16 protein-coding genes are annotated in these 15,184 nt (G+C 72.0%); 11 read left to right on the top strand and 5 right to left on the bottom strand.

The features are described 5' to 3' along the window. Positions 1–3: 3 nt before the first annotated feature. From ACYVJJ_RS08790 to ACYVJJ_RS08810, 5 genes are all read left to right on the top strand, one after another. Positions 4–696, top strand: a complete 693-nt coding sequence (locus tag ACYVJJ_RS08790; protein WP_460832790.1) for a hypothetical protein — start codon at positions 4–6, stop codon at positions 694–696. A 59-nt stretch (positions 697–755) separates the two neighbouring features. Continuing rightward, positions 756–3,185 carry an apolipoprotein N-acyltransferase gene (gene lnt, locus ACYVJJ_RS08795; RefSeq protein WP_460832792.1) on the top strand — a complete coding sequence of 810 codons (2,430 nt, stop codon included), beginning with the start codon at positions 756–758 and terminating at the stop codon, positions 3,183–3,185. Positions 3,186–3,284: 99 nt separating this feature from the next. Further along, entirely contained in the window at positions 3,285–4,328 is a 1,044-nt protein-coding gene (locus tag ACYVJJ_RS08800) for an SPFH domain-containing protein (protein WP_460832794.1), read from the top strand. A gap of 4 nt (positions 4,329–4,332) precedes the next feature. Then, positions 4,333–5,448 carry a hypothetical protein gene (locus ACYVJJ_RS08805; RefSeq protein ID WP_460832796.1) on the top strand — a complete coding sequence of 372 codons (1,116 nt, stop codon included), beginning with the start codon at positions 4,333–4,335 and terminating at the stop codon, positions 5,446–5,448. 162 nt (positions 5,449–5,610) lie between these two features. Then, positions 5,611–6,393 carry an SDR family NAD(P)-dependent oxidoreductase gene (locus ACYVJJ_RS08810; RefSeq protein WP_460832798.1) on the top strand — a complete coding sequence of 261 codons (783 nt, stop codon included), beginning with the start codon at positions 5,611–5,613 and terminating at the stop codon, positions 6,391–6,393. 86 nt (positions 6,394–6,479) lie between these two features. On the opposite strand, the gene ACYVJJ_RS08815 is transcribed toward ACYVJJ_RS08810, so the two are convergent. From ACYVJJ_RS08815 to ACYVJJ_RS08830, 4 genes are all read right to left on the bottom strand, one after another. Then, positions 6,480–7,007, bottom strand: a complete 528-nt coding sequence (locus ACYVJJ_RS08815) for a hypothetical protein (RefSeq protein WP_460832800.1) — start codon at positions 7,005–7,007, stop codon at positions 6,480–6,482. 49 nt (positions 7,008–7,056) lie between these two features. Continuing rightward, positions 7,057–8,061, bottom strand: a complete 1,005-nt coding sequence (locus tag ACYVJJ_RS08820) for a GGDEF domain-containing protein (RefSeq protein WP_460832802.1) — start codon at positions 8,059–8,061, stop codon at positions 7,057–7,059. Positions 8,062–8,415: 354 nt separating this feature from the next. Continuing rightward, positions 8,416–9,492, bottom strand: a complete 1,077-nt coding sequence (locus ACYVJJ_RS08825) for an extracellular catalytic domain type 1 short-chain-length polyhydroxyalkanoate depolymerase (protein ID WP_460832803.1) — start codon at positions 9,490–9,492, stop codon at positions 8,416–8,418. Positions 9,493–9,689: 197 nt separating this feature from the next. Continuing rightward, positions 9,690–10,367 carry a GNAT family N-acetyltransferase gene (locus ACYVJJ_RS08830; RefSeq protein ID WP_460832805.1) on the bottom strand — a complete coding sequence of 226 codons (678 nt, stop codon included), beginning with the start codon at positions 10,365–10,367 and terminating at the stop codon, positions 9,690–9,692. A 109-nt stretch (positions 10,368–10,476) separates the two neighbouring features. Between ACYVJJ_RS08830 and ACYVJJ_RS08835 the strand changes: the two genes are divergently transcribed. Beyond that, the gene (locus ACYVJJ_RS08835) at positions 10,477–11,133 is read left to right on the top strand and encodes a glutathione S-transferase family protein (RefSeq protein ID WP_460832807.1); all 657 of its coding nucleotides are present in this window, start codon (positions 10,477–10,479) and stop codon (positions 11,131–11,133) included. Between the two features lie 31 nt (positions 11,134–11,164). Here the strand turns inward: ACYVJJ_RS08835 and ACYVJJ_RS08840 are convergent, their stop codons facing one another. Then, a complete protein-coding gene (locus ACYVJJ_RS08840; RefSeq protein ID WP_460832809.1) occupies positions 11,165–12,361 on the bottom strand; it encodes a PQQ-dependent sugar dehydrogenase in 1,197 nt (398 codons plus the stop codon). Positions 12,362–12,528: 167 nt separating this feature from the next. On the opposite strand from ACYVJJ_RS08840, the gene ACYVJJ_RS08845 reads away from it, so the two are divergent. Genes ACYVJJ_RS08845 through ACYVJJ_RS08865 form a run of 5 tightly spaced genes read left to right on the top strand, consistent with a single transcriptional unit; the run spans position 12,529 to position 15,086 of the window. Beyond that, a complete protein-coding gene (locus ACYVJJ_RS08845; RefSeq protein WP_460832810.1) occupies positions 12,529–12,846 on the top strand; it encodes an ArsR/SmtB family transcription factor in 318 nt (105 codons plus the stop codon). A 13-nt stretch (positions 12,847–12,859) separates the two neighbouring features. Continuing rightward, on the top strand, positions 12,860–13,426 hold the full coding sequence (locus tag ACYVJJ_RS08850; RefSeq protein WP_460832812.1) for a VOC family protein: 567 nt from the start codon (positions 12,860–12,862) through the stop codon (positions 13,424–13,426). A 1-nt stretch (position 13,427) separates the two neighbouring features. Continuing rightward, positions 13,428–13,817 (top strand): arsenate reductase ArsC, encoded by a 390-nt coding sequence (locus tag ACYVJJ_RS08855; protein ID WP_460832814.1) that lies wholly within the window; start codon positions 13,428–13,430, stop codon positions 13,815–13,817. Beyond that, the gene (locus ACYVJJ_RS08860; protein ID WP_460832816.1) at positions 13,814–14,500 is read left to right on the top strand and encodes an aquaporin; all 687 of its coding nucleotides are present in this window, start codon (positions 13,814–13,816) and stop codon (positions 14,498–14,500) included. The genes ACYVJJ_RS08855 and ACYVJJ_RS08860 overlap by 4 nt, the downstream gene beginning before the upstream one ends. 28 nt (positions 14,501–14,528) lie before the next feature. Next, the gene (locus ACYVJJ_RS08865) at positions 14,529–15,086 is read left to right on the top strand and encodes a DUF3228 family protein (protein ID WP_460832818.1); all 558 of its coding nucleotides are present in this window, start codon (positions 14,529–14,531) and stop codon (positions 15,084–15,086) included. The last annotated feature ends 98 nt before the right edge of the window (positions 15,087–15,184 follow it).

Below are 15,184 nucleotides of genomic sequence, written 5' to 3' on the forward strand. Positions count from 1 at the left end.
CCCGTGCGCGGTGATGGTCGCGACGAGGGCTTCGACGGGGTGCGCGTGACCGTGCGCCCGCGTCGGGACGTGCGCGGCGGCACGTGGTGGCTCGCGGCGATCGTCGTGCTGGCGATCGCCGCGGGAGGCTGGACCGTTTCGCGTCGCGTGGGGCTCGGCGATGCGCCGGCACGCGCCGCGCAGGACGCGGTCGCCGGGGATGCCGAGGGGCGGCGGCATGTCGCAGGCGCGCCGCGGGGACACCGCGGCTCCGGGCCCCGACCGGCCGCGATGTCGGCACGCGGCCCCGCGGCGGCGTCGCCCGAGGGCGAGGATCCCACACTGGATCTCTCCGACTACGTGCTGCCCGGCGAGGCCCCGGCGATGCGCGACGTGATCGCCGCGCTGCATGCGCGCGGCATCCGCACGGGGCTCGGCGCGTTCCCGCCGCCCGGCACCAGCCCGCCGCTGCGCGGACTCGAGGTGCCCGAAGGCTTCGTGCTGCCCGAGGGCTACGTGCGCCACCACCAGGCGTCCGACGAGGGCGAGCGCATCGCGCCGATCCTGATGTTCTCGCCCGACCGCGAGTTCGTCGTCGTCGGCGGGCGGCGGGTGCCCGTTCCGGCGGATCGCGTCGTCACGCCCGACCTCGCGCCACCGGGCATGCCGCTGCGCTGGGTGCGGATCCCGCCGCCGGATGTTGGAGGTCGCCGCTGAGGCCCGCGGGGATCGGCGGGGCCAGGGGGATCGCGCTCGCCGGGATCGTCGCTTCGGCATTGCTCGCCGCCGCCTACGCCCGCGGTACATGGCCGGTGGGCTTCGTGATGCTGGTGCCGTGGCTCGTCGCGCTCGACGGCCTGCGCGCGCTGCGGGCGACGCTCGCCGCGGCGGTCGCGATGTCGGTCGCGTTCGTGGCCGCGACGCTCGGCTGGTTCGCACCGGCGATCGCCGACTACACCGGGCTCCCGACGGCCTTCGCCGGGGCGGTGCTGCTCGTCGCGGCGCCGCTCCTGCAGCCGCAGTTCATCGCCTTCGCCCTGGTCCGTCACGTCGCGTCGCGGAGGTTCGCCGGCGCGCTGCCCCCAGTGCTGGCCATCGCCGGTTGGATCGCGGTCGAATGGGCGGCGCCGCGGCTTTTCGGCGACACGCTCGGCCACGGCCTGCAGCCCTCGCGCGTTCTGCGGCAGGGGGCCGACCTCGCCGGCGCTGCGGGCCTCACGCTCGTGCTGCTCGCGACCAACGCAGCGCTCGCGACCGCGGTCAGGCGACGCCGTGCGACGGCCGGCGCGATCACGCGGCCTCTGCTGCTCGCGGCCGCGCTGCCGCTCGCGCTGGCCGGCTACGGTGCCTACCGGCTGTCCACGCTCGCCAATGCGCCGGCCGGCGCATCGCTTCGGATCGGACTCGTGCAAGCGGCGATCGTCGACTACGAGCGCCTGCGCCGCGAGCGCGGTGCCTACGCGGTGGTGCGCGAGGTGCTCGACACGCACTACGCACTCTCGACGCAGCTCCGCGCGCAGGGCGCCGATGCGCTGGTCTGGCCCGAGACCGTCTACCCGACGACGTTCGGCCAGCCGCGCAGCGAGGCCGCCGCCGAGCTCGATCGCGAGATCGTCGATTTCGTCACGCGAATCGGAACGCCGCTCGTGTTCGGCACGTACGAGCGCGATTTGGACGGCGAGTACGTGGTCGCGGCGTTCGTCGACCCGGTGCGTGGACCGCTGGGCGCGTACCGGAAGACGCGCCTGTTTCCGCTCACGGAATTCGTGCCGCCCGCGATCGACGGCGCCGTGCTGCGACGCCAGCTGCCCTGGGCCGGCACCTGGCGGCCCGGCGACGGTGCACGGGTGTTTCCGTTACTGACGGCCGATGGCCGCGAGATTCCGGTGGCTCCGCTGGTCTGTCGCGACGACGTGGACCCCGTGCTCGCGCGCGACGGCGCGCGGCTCGGCGCGCAGCTGCTCGTCGGCCTCTCGAACGATGCATGGTTCACCCGCGCGCCGCTCGGCGCACGCCTGCACCTGGCGGTCGCGGCGTTCCGCAGCATCGAGACGCGCCTTCCGCAGGTGCGGGCGACCACGAACGGCATGAGCGGGGTGGTGGACGCCACCGGCGAGATCACCGCGCGCACGGCGATGGGTGAACGTGCCACGCTCCTCGCGGAGGTGCGGCCGCGCGAGCATGCGGCGACGCTCGCGATGCGGCTCGGCGACTGGCTCGGCCCCCTCGCCCTCGTGCTGCTCGCCGGCGCCATGCTGGTCGCATTCGCGCCGCGGAGGCGGCACGGCGCGCGGGTGACGACCGCGGAGCCCCCCAATGCGTGGCTGCAGGCCACGCACTCCGTGCTGGTGCTGCGCCCGTGGCAGCGTGTCGCGATCGGTGGCCTGCGCCTTCTTTCGCGCGGCGCGGTGCTGGTCCTCGGCATCGCGGTTCTCGCGAGCGACGACACGCCACGCATGCTCGCCGAGATTCGTGTATTCGCCCTCTGGGTGCTGGTTCCCGAGGCCGTCGCCGCGACGCTCGCGTGGCGCTGCCGTGCACGGCTGCAGGTCAGCGACACCCACCTCGTACTCGTCTCGGCAGCACGTACGGTCGAGATCGACCGCGCGGAGATTGCCGGGCTGCGCGCCTGGCGACTGCCGTGGCCCGGGCCGGGCTTCGACCTGGTGCTCGGTGCAACACGCCGATGGACGCAGGGGATCGCGCTTCGCTCGACGGCGACGGCCCTGCGCGTGCTGTCGCCGGCCGCAGCGGGACCCTTGCGCGACGGCGTTGCGGACGGGGAGTCTCCGTCCGCACGCGCTCGTGGCTTCGCGACGCGCCGGCGGGCCCTCCACGAGGCGCTCGAGGTCGCGCCCTGGCGCGTGGATCGGCCCTTCGTCAAGTTCGTGCTCTTCCCCCTGATGCCCGCGCTGCCCGCGTTCCGCCTGCACCAGGTCATCGCCTATGGCGGGCCCTTCAGTGAGTACTACACCTTCGGCGCACGGGCCTACCTGGCGGCACTCCTGCTCTGGTGGGCCTCATGGGCGGTGAAGCTCGTCCTCCTGGCCGGTGGGCTGCGCCTGGCCGCGGAAATGGGCACCGCACTGGCGCTCATCGTGCGCCCCCGGCATGCAGCAGCAGCGCGTCGACTGCTGCTCGCGGCGGCACGCGTCGCGTACTTCGCCGGGGTGCCGGCGTGGCTCGCAGCGCGGCTGCTCCTGTAGGCACGTGTTGCGGCCGACATGCGTCCGCCGGATCGCCATCGCCGGCCCTAGAATCGGCCGACCGGCGCACGATGCGCCATCCGGCGACGAGGAGCGGACATGGGCGTTCTGGATTTCATCAAGGGCCAGGCGATCGAGATCATCGAATGGACCGACGACTCGCGCGACACGCTGTCCTGGCGGTTCCCCGACGAGGACAAGGAGATCAAGAACGGCGCGCAGCTGATCGTGCGCGAGGGCCAGCTTGTCCAGTTCGTCGCCGCGGGGCAGTACGCCGACCTCTTCGCCGCCGGCAGGCATACGCTCAAGACCGAGAACATTCCGATCCTCTCGCGGATCCTTGGGTGGAAGTACGGCTTCGAGTCGCCCTTCAAGTGCGACATCTACTATCTCAATACCCGCCTGTTCACCGGCAACAAGTGGGGCACCGCGAATCCGGTGATGATGCGCGACCCGGACTTCGGCCTGGTGCGGCTGCGCGCCTACGGCACGTACGACTTCCGCATCAGCGACGCGCCGAAGTTCCTGCGCGAGGTCGCGGGCACCGACCACAACTTCCGGCTCGAGGAATTCGCCGACACGATGCGCTCGCGCCTGGTCAGCGTGTTCACCGAGGCGCTCGCCACCGCCAAGGTGCCGGCGCTCGACGTCGCCACGCGCTACAGCGAGCTCGGCGAGGCGTTGCTGCCCGTGGTCAATCCGATCATGCATGGCAAGTACGGCCTCGAGATCACCGCGTTCGTGCTCGAGAACGTCTCGGTGCCGCCCGAGGTGGAGCAGGCGATCGACAAGCGCTCGGGCATGGCCGCGGTCGGCGACCTGAACGCCTACGTGAAGTTCCAGATGGCCACGGGCATGGGCGAGGGCGGCGAGGGTGCGTCCGTGGCTGCAGCTCCGGCGCAGATGGCCGTGGGCTTCGCGATGGCGCAGGAGATGATGCGCGGCATGCAGGCGCAGCCGGCGACGGCGGGGTCGCCGGCCACCGGCGACGTGCTGACGCCCGAGCAGGCCGCGCAGGTGCTCGCGGTCTCGGTCGAGGACGTGATCGCGGCGATCGAGTCGGGCGAGCTGAAGGGGCGGCGCATCGGGAACGCCTATCGGATCGCGCGCAGCGCGCTCGACGAGTACCTGCGCGGCGGTTGACCGGATGAGCCAGATGGCGGTGCCGGTGCCCGACGCGGTACTCGACAAGCGCGCCTGCCCGGAATGCGGCGGCGACCTGCAGTGGAGCGCGTCGAAACGCGCGCTGGTCTGCCCGTACTGCGGCACCGTCGCGCCCTGGGCCCCGGATACAGCGGACGCGGGCACGATCGCGGAACTCGACCTCGCGCAGGCGCTGTCGCGTGCCGACGAGGGCGGGCGCGGCTATGGCGACGGCCGCCGCGAGGTTCAGTGCACGAGCTGCAGGGCGATCTCGACCCTCGACGCCGAGCGCATCGCGGACCGCTGCGTCTTCTGCGGCTCGCCCGCCGTGGTGCCGCATGCCGCGCTCAAGGATGCGATCACGCCGCAGAGCCTCCTGCCGTTCCGCGTCGGCGAATCGCAGGTGCGCGAGTCGATCCGCCGCTGGTACGGCACGCGCTGGTTCGCACCGAACCGCCTGAAGAGGGCCGCGCTCACCGACACGCTGCGTGGCATCTACCTGCCGTACTGGACGTTCGACGCGCAGGTGCATGCCGACTGGACGGCCGAGGCGGGTCACTACCACTACACGACCGAGAGCTACACCCAGAACGGGCAGACACGCACGCGCCAGGTGCGCCACGTGCGCTGGGTGCCCGCCGCGGGATCACTCGAGCACTTCTTCGACGATGACCTGGTGACCGGCAGCGAGGGTGCACATGCGGCGCTCCTCGACGCGGTCGAGCCGTTCCCCACCACGACGGACCTGCAGCCCTATGCACCCGAATTCGTACGCGGCTGGACGGTGGAGCGCTACCAGGTCGACCTGCGCCGTGCGTCCGCGCTCAACATGGCGCAGATGGAGCACGCCATGCGCGAGCTGTGCGCCGCGCAGGTGCCGGGCGACACGCACCGGAACCTCGACGTTAAGGCGGTCTACCGCGGCCGCACGTTCAAGCACGTGCTGGTGCCGGTCTGGCTGGTGAGTTACGACTACGGGCGGCGCACGTTCCAAGTCCTAGTCAACGGATACACCGGCGCGATCGCAGGCGAGCGTCCCTACAGCGCGATCAAGATCGCGCTCGCCGTGCTCGCGGCGCTGGTCGTCGTCATGGGCTACATCTGGCTGGACTCGCAGTAGTGCTGGCCCGACTCCCCGTGAACCGTCGAAGGGCCGCGCGCATAGATGGCGGCCAACGCCTGGCCGTCGCGGCCGCCCCAGACCGGGTGGCTCGCCGCGCGATCGGAGGATGGCAGCCGCGCTGTATTCCGGCCTTCGTCCTCGAGCGTGCAGGCGTCGTAGATGGCACCGTCTGATTCCCTCATCGCAGGCCTGCGCGCACCGGCCTCGGTGCTCGTGACCGGCGCGAGCAGCGGCATCGGCCTAGCGCTCGTCCGACGGTTGCTCGGGCATCCTCAGGTCGCGCGGCTCTTCGCGGTCTCGCGCACCGCCTCGTCCAGCGAACCGTTGCGCGATCTGCATGCGCTGCACGGCACGCGCCTGCGGTGCATCGACGCGGATCTGGCGTGCGACGCGGGCTTCGACGCGCTCCGTAACGCCCTGGACGGCGTCGGGGCACTCCATCTGGTGTTGAACGCGGCGGGCCTGCTCCACGCGGACGGTATCCGGCCGGAGAAGTCCGTCGAGCACGTCCGGCGCGATGCGCTGGACGCCGTGTTCGCGGTCAATGCCTTCGCGCCGATCCTGCTCGCGCAGGCGCTGATGCCGCAGCTCACGCATCGCGAGCCGGCCGTCTTCGCGAGCCTGTCCGCGCGCGTCGGCTCGATCGGCGACAACCGTGCGGGCGGCTGGTACGCCTACCGCGCATCGAAGGCGGCACAGAACCAGCTGATGAAGACCTTCGCGATGGAGTGGACGCGCCGCGCGCCGCGCTCGATCTGCCTGCTCCTGCATCCGGGCACCGTCGACACGCCGCTGTCCGCGCCGTTCCAGGCGCGCGTGCCCGCCGGCCGGCTCCACGCGGCCGATGCGGCAGCGGAGCACCTGCTCGCCGTCATCGCCGGATGCACGCCCGCCGACACCGGGCGCTTCCTCGCCTGGGACGGCAGTGACGTGCCTTGGTGAGCAAGCGTCGCGGAACCGGCCGCGCCACGCGCGGGTCAGGAGGCTGCCCGGCCGCATGCGGCCCCTGGCCTGACGGATCGCCTGGCTCAGAGCCCGCGGAAACTCACGGCGTCGAGCAGGCGCTCGAGTTCCGCGACCAGCGTCTCGCGGTCGCGCGTCTCGAAGGCGTGCAGGACTGCGCCGTGGTGGTCTCCCGCGTAGAGGTGCAGGCGATAGCGGCCGGCCTCCACGTCCATCTCCGGCGACCAGCCCACGTCGAGCAGGCGACCGCGTTCGTCGTGCACGAGCACGAGCATGTCCTGCTTGAAGATCCACCACCAGCGGATCGTTTCGGGCGTGGGGTCCACGGCGTAGAGGCCGTTGTTGTAGGCCACGCGCCAGCCCGCGGGGATCCTCAGTGCCTGCAGCGGTGGGTTCTCCGGGTCGATCGCCGCGCGGCCGGCGGTCGCCCGCAGCGCGGATTCGTGGACGATGCGCGCGGGCCTGAGCACGAGCGCCACCTCCCGCCCGCACCAGCCGCACCACGTGCCGTCGCCGTGCGCGGCCAGCGTCGCGCTGCGATCGCAGGTGGCGCAGTGCGCGATGCGCACGTCTTCGGACGGGGGTGGATGCATCGCGGTCGTATCGATCTGCGGAATCGTGGGGCAGGGCACGTCGCCTGCGCTACAGGTGCCGGACGGTGCCCACGGCCTCGACCGAATCCGCGGCCTCGACGAGGGCGGCATCGGCGACCACCACGCGATTGCGTCCACGGCGCTTGGCGACGTACAGCGCGGAATCGGCACGGTGGAAGAGGAGGTCGGTGTCGTAGTCGTCGGTGCCGGTCGCATGCGCGATGCCCATGCTCACCGAGAGACCGGTGAGCGGCGGCTGGTGGCCGAGCGCTCGCACCTCCACTAGCCCACGGATGTGCTCGGTGACGGCGGCGACAGCGTCCGGCGCCTGGTCGGTGAATGCGATCAGGAATTCGTCCCCGCCGAAGCGCCCAAACAGGTCGTCGCTGTCGAGGCATTCGCGCACGATGCCCGCGACGAGGCGCAGCGCGGCGTCGCCTACGAGGTGGCCGTCGCGATCGTTGATCTGCTTGAAGTGGTCGAGGTCGAACACCACCAGGCTGAGCGGGCGACGGAACGGCGCGAGCGTCGCCACTCGCTCGCGCAACTCCTGGCCGAAGGCCTGCCGGTTGAGCGTGCCGGTGAGCGGATCGTTCGTCGCGAGCTGGCGCAGGAGCTCGGATTCCTCGCGCAGGCGCATGTGTCGCGAGCGCAGCTCCCGCTGCGCCTGCGTGAGGTTCGCGGCCTGCGCGGCGAGGCCGCGCCCGCGCAGCCATGTCACGAGCCAGGCGACCGCCGCGAGAAGGCCGACGACCGCCGCGATGCGGCCGGGCCAGCGGGACGGCGGCGTCTCGACCGGGCCCGTCGCGGCCGCGGCTGTCGTGGGCGGTGAGATGGCTTCGACGGGTGCCACTCCCGCGGCAGCGGGCGGCTGCGGCGCCGCCGTGGCCGGGTGCGTTCCCACGGGCGTGTCCTGCGAGACGGCTTCGGCGGCGGCCTTGGCGGGTGTGGCTCCACTCGGCGCCGCGGTCTCCGCCGGCGCCGGTTGCTCCTGCGCGACGGCGACCGGTGTCGGCGCCGGCGGCGCGTGCACGATCACCGGCACCTCGACCACGACAACGCGCGTTTCCGGCGGTGGGGGCGGGTGCCCGGGCGGGTGCATGCCGGGGGGATGGCCGGGCGGGGGCGGACCGTGGGGGTGCCCGCCCGGGCCCGGCGGGGGCACCTGCGCGGACGCAGCGAAAACCATCGCCGTCAGGGCGGCAGGGAGCAGGCGCAGGGAAGGTCGCATGGGGGAGACCGGCGGTGGCGGGCGTCAGCGTAATGCCCCGCGGGGCCGCGCGGAAATCGCAGCGTGACAAGGCTTTCCTGACCAGCTGCCGGCGGGGCCCAGGGCGCGTGCGCCGATGTCGCCATCGCCCTACCACGACCTCGGACGCGGCCGCGGCCCGGGTCGTGCGGGTCGGCCCTACTGCCGCAGGAAGAAGTCGACCATCGCGCCCGATGCGTCCGGCCCCGGCGGATCCGTGTAGGTGCCGGCCGCATCGCCGCCGCTCCAGGCATGGCCCGCGCCGTGGACGGTCCAGCGTTCAAGCCACGGACGATCCGTGTCGTCGGTGCCGACGTCGCGCGTGTAGCCACGTCCGCCGGGAACCTGGCCGGATTCGCGCCGCATCCGGAGCTTCGGGCGCACGGCGGCGACGATCGCGTCGGCATTGCGGGGCACCACGGTCCGATCCTCGTCGCCGTGGAACAGGATCACCGGCACGTCGAGCAGGCCGCCACGCGCCTCGGGCTTCGGGCCACGCCCCTGCATCGCCGCGAGTGCCGAAGGCACGTCGTGCGCGCTGGCGTAGGGCAGGCCGGAATGCACGCCGATGGCGCGCACCAGGTCGGGCCGGGTGCGGCCGAGCACGACCGCCATCGCTGCGCCTGCCGACAGGCCTGCGACGAAGACGCGCCGCGGATCGATGCGATAGCCCTGTGCGATCTGCTCGATGATGCCCGCGAGGATCGACGGCTCTCCGGCGTCGCCGCGCTGGTCCTGGGGTCGGAACCAGTTCCAGCACTTGGCGTGGTTGGCCTTGCCGATCTGCCGCGGATAGGCGACGAGCATGCCGTGGCGATCGGCGAGCGCATTCATGCGCGTGCCGGTGGCGAAGTCCTCCGGCGACTGCGTGCAGCCATGAAGCATGACGATCAGCGCACGCGGCGGGCCGTCGGCGGCGTAGTCGGCCGGCACGTAGAGGCGGTAATCGCGACGGCCGTGCGCATTGGCGAAGGTGGCGTGCAGGAAGCGCCCCTGGCTGCCGGGGGACGTCTCGTCGAGCTGCGTGGCATCGCTGGTGGCCTCGTCGACGGGAGCGCCGTGCACGTGCAGGCCGGCGTCGGCGAGTGATCGGTCGATCATCCCGCGAACGCCCTGGCGATCGCCGCGGGTCAGGCCGGCGGCGTCGAGCGCGCGGGCGATATGTCCCGCCGCGTCATGGTTTGGCGTCTTACGGTCGCCGGCGGTGCGGTGCAGCAGTCTGGAAAGGAACTTCATGGCCGGTCCGCGCGCTGTGTTGCGGTGCAGCATACGCAGCGGAGGCGCGTGCCCCCGTCACCTGCAGACGACATCGGCCGCTTGGCTCGACGAGGTGCGGTTGCGGCGCGGGTGCCGCGCACGTCGACGATCGCGCCGACCGCTGGACGAATCGCGAGCGGGGCGGAGCATGCCGAGTGCACGCCCGAGTGTCGTACTCACCGACGCGCGATGACCGATGCATGCACGTCGCTGCGCAGCGCGAAGCCGAGTGACTCGTACAGCGCGATCGCCGCGCGGTTGTCCGCCCAGGCATGCAGGAACGCGACGTCGCCGCGGGCCTGGATGCGCGCGCCGACTACGGCCGACAACCGCCGTGCAAGCCCGCGCCCGCGGAAGTCGGGGTGCGTGCACACGCCACTGATCTCGGTATGACCCGGAAAGCGCATCCGTTCGCCGGCCATCGCCGCGAGCCGGCCGTCGATGCGCACACCGATGAAGCGGCCCATCGTGTGCGTTCGCGCGAGGAAGGGTCCGGGCTGCGTGAGCTGCGCGAGTGCGAGCATCTCGGCGGCGTCCGCATCGCCGAGTGGCTGCAGGTCGTCGCCCTCGTCGTCGACCAGCGCGCGTGTGGCGAGCATCTGCACGCCGCGGCCGGGCCGCAGCTCGACGCAATCCGCGGGCACGCGCACCGGCGGCACCTGCAGCACGTAGGCCCGCTCGCCGGGCCGCAGCAACGCCGCAAGCGCCGCGAGCGAGGCCGGATCGTCGTCGTCGCGTGCCGACGCGAACAGGTTGACGTCCTCCCGATAGCGCCGCGCACGTTCGTCGCCCACGGCGACGCCCGCGTGGAACGTGGTCAGGCTCGCCCAGACCGGGCGGTCGAGGTCATGCATCGGCGGCTCCAGGCGGGCGTCGGACTGGCATTCTGCCGGGGCCGCGATCCTGCGCGACAGCCGTACGGGGGCGTGATCGACCCGCCGGCATCACCGACCCGGAGCCCGCATGTCCCTCGTCTTCTACGGCCATCCCTTCTCGTCGTACTGCCAGAAGGTGCTCATCGCGCTCTACGAGAACGCAACGCCGTTCGACTATCGCGTGATCGCGCCGGACCAGCCCGGGGCGACGGCCGCATGGGCGACCGCGTGGCCGTTGCGGAAGATGCCGGTGCTCGTCGACGACGGCCGTGCGGTCGCGGAGTCGAGCATCATCATCGAGCATCTGCACCTGCATCATCGCGGCGGTGTCGCATTGCTGCCGGACGATCCGCGCGACGCACTCGAGGTGCGTTTCATGGACCGCGTCTTCGATCAGTACGTGATGGGCCCGATGCAGCAGCCGGTCTTCGAGGCGCTGCGCGCGGACGGGCGTCGCGATGTGGCCTTGCGCGAGTCGGCCGCCGCGCTGGAGACGGCGTATGCCTGGCTCGAGACCCGCATCGCCGGCCGCGAATGGGCGGCCGGCGGCACCTTCAGCCTCGCGGACTGCGCCGCGGCGCCCGCGCTGTTCTACGCCGACTGGGTGCATCCCATCGACGCCGCGTATCCCGCGCTGCGGGCGTACCGGCGGCGCCTGCTCGAGCGCCCGTCGTTCGCGCGTGCGGTCGACGAGGCGCGTCCGTACCGCGGGTACTTTCCGCTCGGAGCGCCCGACCGCGATTGACTTCGGGGCGCGGGCGCTGCACGTCTGACGCTCAGCCCCTGGGGATCAGCCGGAAGAGCCGCCCCTGGCTGCCGCGGTTGCCGTCCTCGAGCACCCAGAGCGCACCGTCCGGACCCTGTTCGACTTCGCGGATGCGCGTGCCCATGTCCCAGCGCTCGGCTTCGCGCGCGCTGTCGCCGTCGAAAGCCACCCGCACGAGCGCCTTCGACGAGAGCCCGCCGATGAAGCCGCTGCCGCGCCACTCGGGGAAGCGGTCGCCCGAGTAGATGACGAAGCCCGCGGGCGAGATCACCGGATTCCACGTGATGACCGGTGCGGGGAATTCCGGGCGCGTCGGGTGGTCGGGGATCGGCTTGCCGTCGTAGTGGTCGCCGTTGGAGACGATCGGATAGCCGTAGTTCGCGCCTTTGCGGATCAGGTTGGGCTCGTCGCCGCCCTTCGGGCCCATCTCGTGTGCCCAGAGCCGGCCCTGTGCATCGAAGGCCACGCCGAGGATGTTGCGATGCCCGAGCGACCAGACCTGCGCGGCCACGCCGCCGCGATCGGCGAAGGGGTTGTCGCGCGGCACGCTGCCGTCGTCGGCGAGGCGGATCATCTTGCCGAGGTTGGTCGCCATGTCCTGCGCGGGGTCGAACTTCTGCCGTTCGCTGGAGCTGATCCACAGCATGCCGTCGCGATCGAAGGCGATGCGGTAGCCGAAGTGGCCGCCGCCGGTCTGCTTCGGCGCCTGCCGCCAGATCGTGCGCAGGTCGTCGAGGCGCGCACCGCCGTCGGCGTCGAGCACGAGCCGCGCGCGCGCGACCGCACCGCCGAAGAGGTCGCCGTCGCCGGGCTCCACGTAGCTGATGTAGACGAGGCCGTTGCGCGCGAACTGCGGATGCAGGACCACGTCACCGAGTCCACCCTGCGACACCTTCACCGTCTTCGGCGTGCCGGTCACGACTCCGGTGCGGCCCGTCGACGGATCGAACAGGCGAAGGCTGCCGGCCATCTCGGTCACCAGCAGGCGGCCGTCGGGAAGGAACGTCATCGCCCATGGCAATTCGAAACGACCGGCCTCGATTGCCGCGAAGGGTGCGCCGGGGGGCGCGATCGAGGGCGTCGTGGCGCCGGCCGACGACGCAGCGGAAGGCGCGGTCGCGACCGGCGCGTCGCGCGTCGCACTGCAGGCAGTCAGCAGGGCCCCGGCGAGCAATGCGGCGAGGGGGCGTGGGGAGGAAGTGCGCATCGGGCGGGCTCCGGTAGGGGCAGGTCGCAGCCGACGATAGCGACAGGGCCGTCAGGACCGCTTGCACGTTCTGCTACGGGCGCCGCGCGCGCCGCGCGCGCCCGTAGGGCCCGACCGCGACCCCAAGGGCGCTTGCATCGATTCGATATTTCTGGAAATATGGAAACATGGATACCGAACAGACGCTTGCCGCGCTCCGTGCACTGGCGCATGAAACGCGCCTCGCCGCCTTCCGTGCCCTCGTGCAGGCCGGTCGCGACGGCCTGGCAGTGGGTGAGTTGCGCGAAGCGCTCGATCTGCCGCCGGCGACGCTGACCGCCCATCTGAACGTGCTCCGCGCCGCCGGCCTGGTCGCCGATACCCGCGAGGGACGGGTGATCCGCATGCATGCCGACTACGCGCGCATGGACGGGCTGATCGCCTACCTCACCGAGAACTGCTGCCAAGGCGCCGCGTGCGGCCCCGGCACCACCCGCTGCCCCTGACCCGGAGTTCCCCGTGACCCACACGCTTGCCGCTGTCCGCAAACCGCACGTCTCGCTCAACGTCGCCGATGTCGACGCGTCCGTCGCGTTCTACACCGCGCTGTTCGGGAGCGCGCCGGTGAAGCACTACCGCGACGTGACGACCGTGCATTCCGTGCTGCAGGACGACGCCGGCCGCGACAGCCGTACGCGCCGCACCGGCTATGCCAAGTTCGACCTCGACGCGCCCGCCCTGAATTTCGTGCTGAACGAGATTCCCGGCACGCACTTTCACGTGCGAGGCACGCTCTCTCACCTCGGCCTGCAGGTGGACGCAAGCGACGACGTCGCCACCCTGCGTGCCCGTGCCCTGGCGGCCGGCCTGGTGCCGCGCGACGAGCGCGACGTGAGCTGTTGCTATGCCCGCCAGGACAAGTTCTGGATCGCCGACCCCGACGGCAACGAGTGGGAAGTCTTTGCCGTACTCGAGCACCTCACGCCGGACGAGCTGCATACGCGGGACGCGAGCTCGGCGTGCGACACCGGCTGCACGACGTCGTGCACGCATGTCCCGTCCGAAACCGCCTGCTGTGGAGCCTGACATGGGAGCGCGTCGCGTCCTGTTCGTCTGCGTCGAGAATTCGAACCGCAGCCAGATGGCCGAAGCCTTCGCGCGCATGCATGGCGGCGACGCCGTCGAGGCGGCGAGCGCCGGGTCGCGGCCGTCGGGTCGGATCAATCCGAAGGCGGTGCGCTTCATGGCCGAGCGGGGCTACGACCTGGCCGCGCACGAGTCCAAGTCGCTCGACACCGTCACGGGCGGCTTCGACGCCGTGATCACCATGGGCTGCGGCGACGACTGCCCGTGGATCCCGGCCGCCCGCAGGGAGGACTGGGCGCTCCCCGACCCGCGCGACATGGACGACGACGGCTACCGCGCGGTGCGCGACGAGATCGAGGCGCGGGTGAAGGCCCTGCTGGGCTCGCTGTGATCCCGCTCGGCCACCGGCTTCTCGCCGAATTCCTCGGCACCGCGCTGCTGCTCGCGACGGTGGTCGGTTCCGGCGTGATGGGCATGGACCTCTCGGACGGCAACCGCGGCGTCGCATTGCTCGCGAATGCCGGCGCGACGGCGGGCATGCTCTACGTGCTCATCGTGCTGCTGGGCCCGCTGTCCGGCGCGCACTTCAATCCGGCGTTGTCGCTCGTGTTCCGCCTGCGCGGGGCGCTCGACACGCGCGATGCGGTGGCTTACATGCTGGTGCAGGTCGCCGGCGCCGTCGCGGGCGTCGTACTCGCGCACCTGATGTTCGGCCTCGACGTGCTGCAGCCCGGCGACCGCATGCGCACGGGCGCCGGGCAGTGGCTCAGCGAGGGCGTCGCCACGTTCGGCCTCGTGCTCACCGTTCTGCTCGGCCTGCGCCAGCGGCCTGCCGCGATCCCGATGCTGGTGGCCGCGTATATCTTTGCCGCCTACTGGTTCACCGCGAGCACGTCGTTCGCGAATCCCGCGGTGACGCTGGCACGCTCGATGACGCGCACGTTCGCGGGGATCCGCCCGGAGGACGTCGCGGGGTTCGCGCTCGCGCAGTTCGCCGGTGCGGTCCTCGGCCTGCTGGTGGCGCAGGCGCTCGGGCGCGACCCGTCGATCACCTCGCCGCCCGCACGGGGATAATGCCGGGCCCGCCCGGAGTGACGCCTCCATGTCGATCGTCCTCACCGACTTCGCCCGCCCGCGACTTTTTCCACGCGAGCCGCGCCGCAACACGATCCAGGACTGCACGCCCGAAGCCTTCGAGCGCCACCTCAACGAGGTGGCGCCGCTGCACGTGCTCGACGGCTATGCACCGTTCTGCAAGCTGCACGTGCACCGCAACTGGACCTCGACGCGCTGCCTCGCGGTGCCGATCACCGACGACAACCGGCACCTGCTGCGCACCGACTACGAGTCGCGCACCCGCGAGGAGCTCCCGGTGCTGGTGCGCTGGTTCGAAGGCCTGGAGCCGCCCGTCGCCACGTACCTGATCCCGATCCTCTACAGCCGCGAGCAGCTGGCGAAGGAGGGCACGCGCATCGCCGCGGACTGGGGCGTGGTCGGCTGCATGTACACCGCCGAGCCCGCGGAGACACCGATGGCGCCGATCACGATGATGCGCAATGCCCTCGGCGTGGAAGAGGGCGGCTCGGGCGTGCCGATCGATCGCGAAGCCTACCGCCGCGCGGTCGAGTTCTGGCGCACGCACGCGAACTGGCGCGGCTGAGGCGTCGCCGGTCGCCGTGGACCCGGCACGTCGTGCGCCATGCGGGCGCGGCGCGGTTCACCGGCGATCGGATAACGTCGCCGTCCCCCACGGACCGG

It is taken from the genome of Lysobacter humi (ex Lee et al. 2017) (assembly GCF_054781815.1).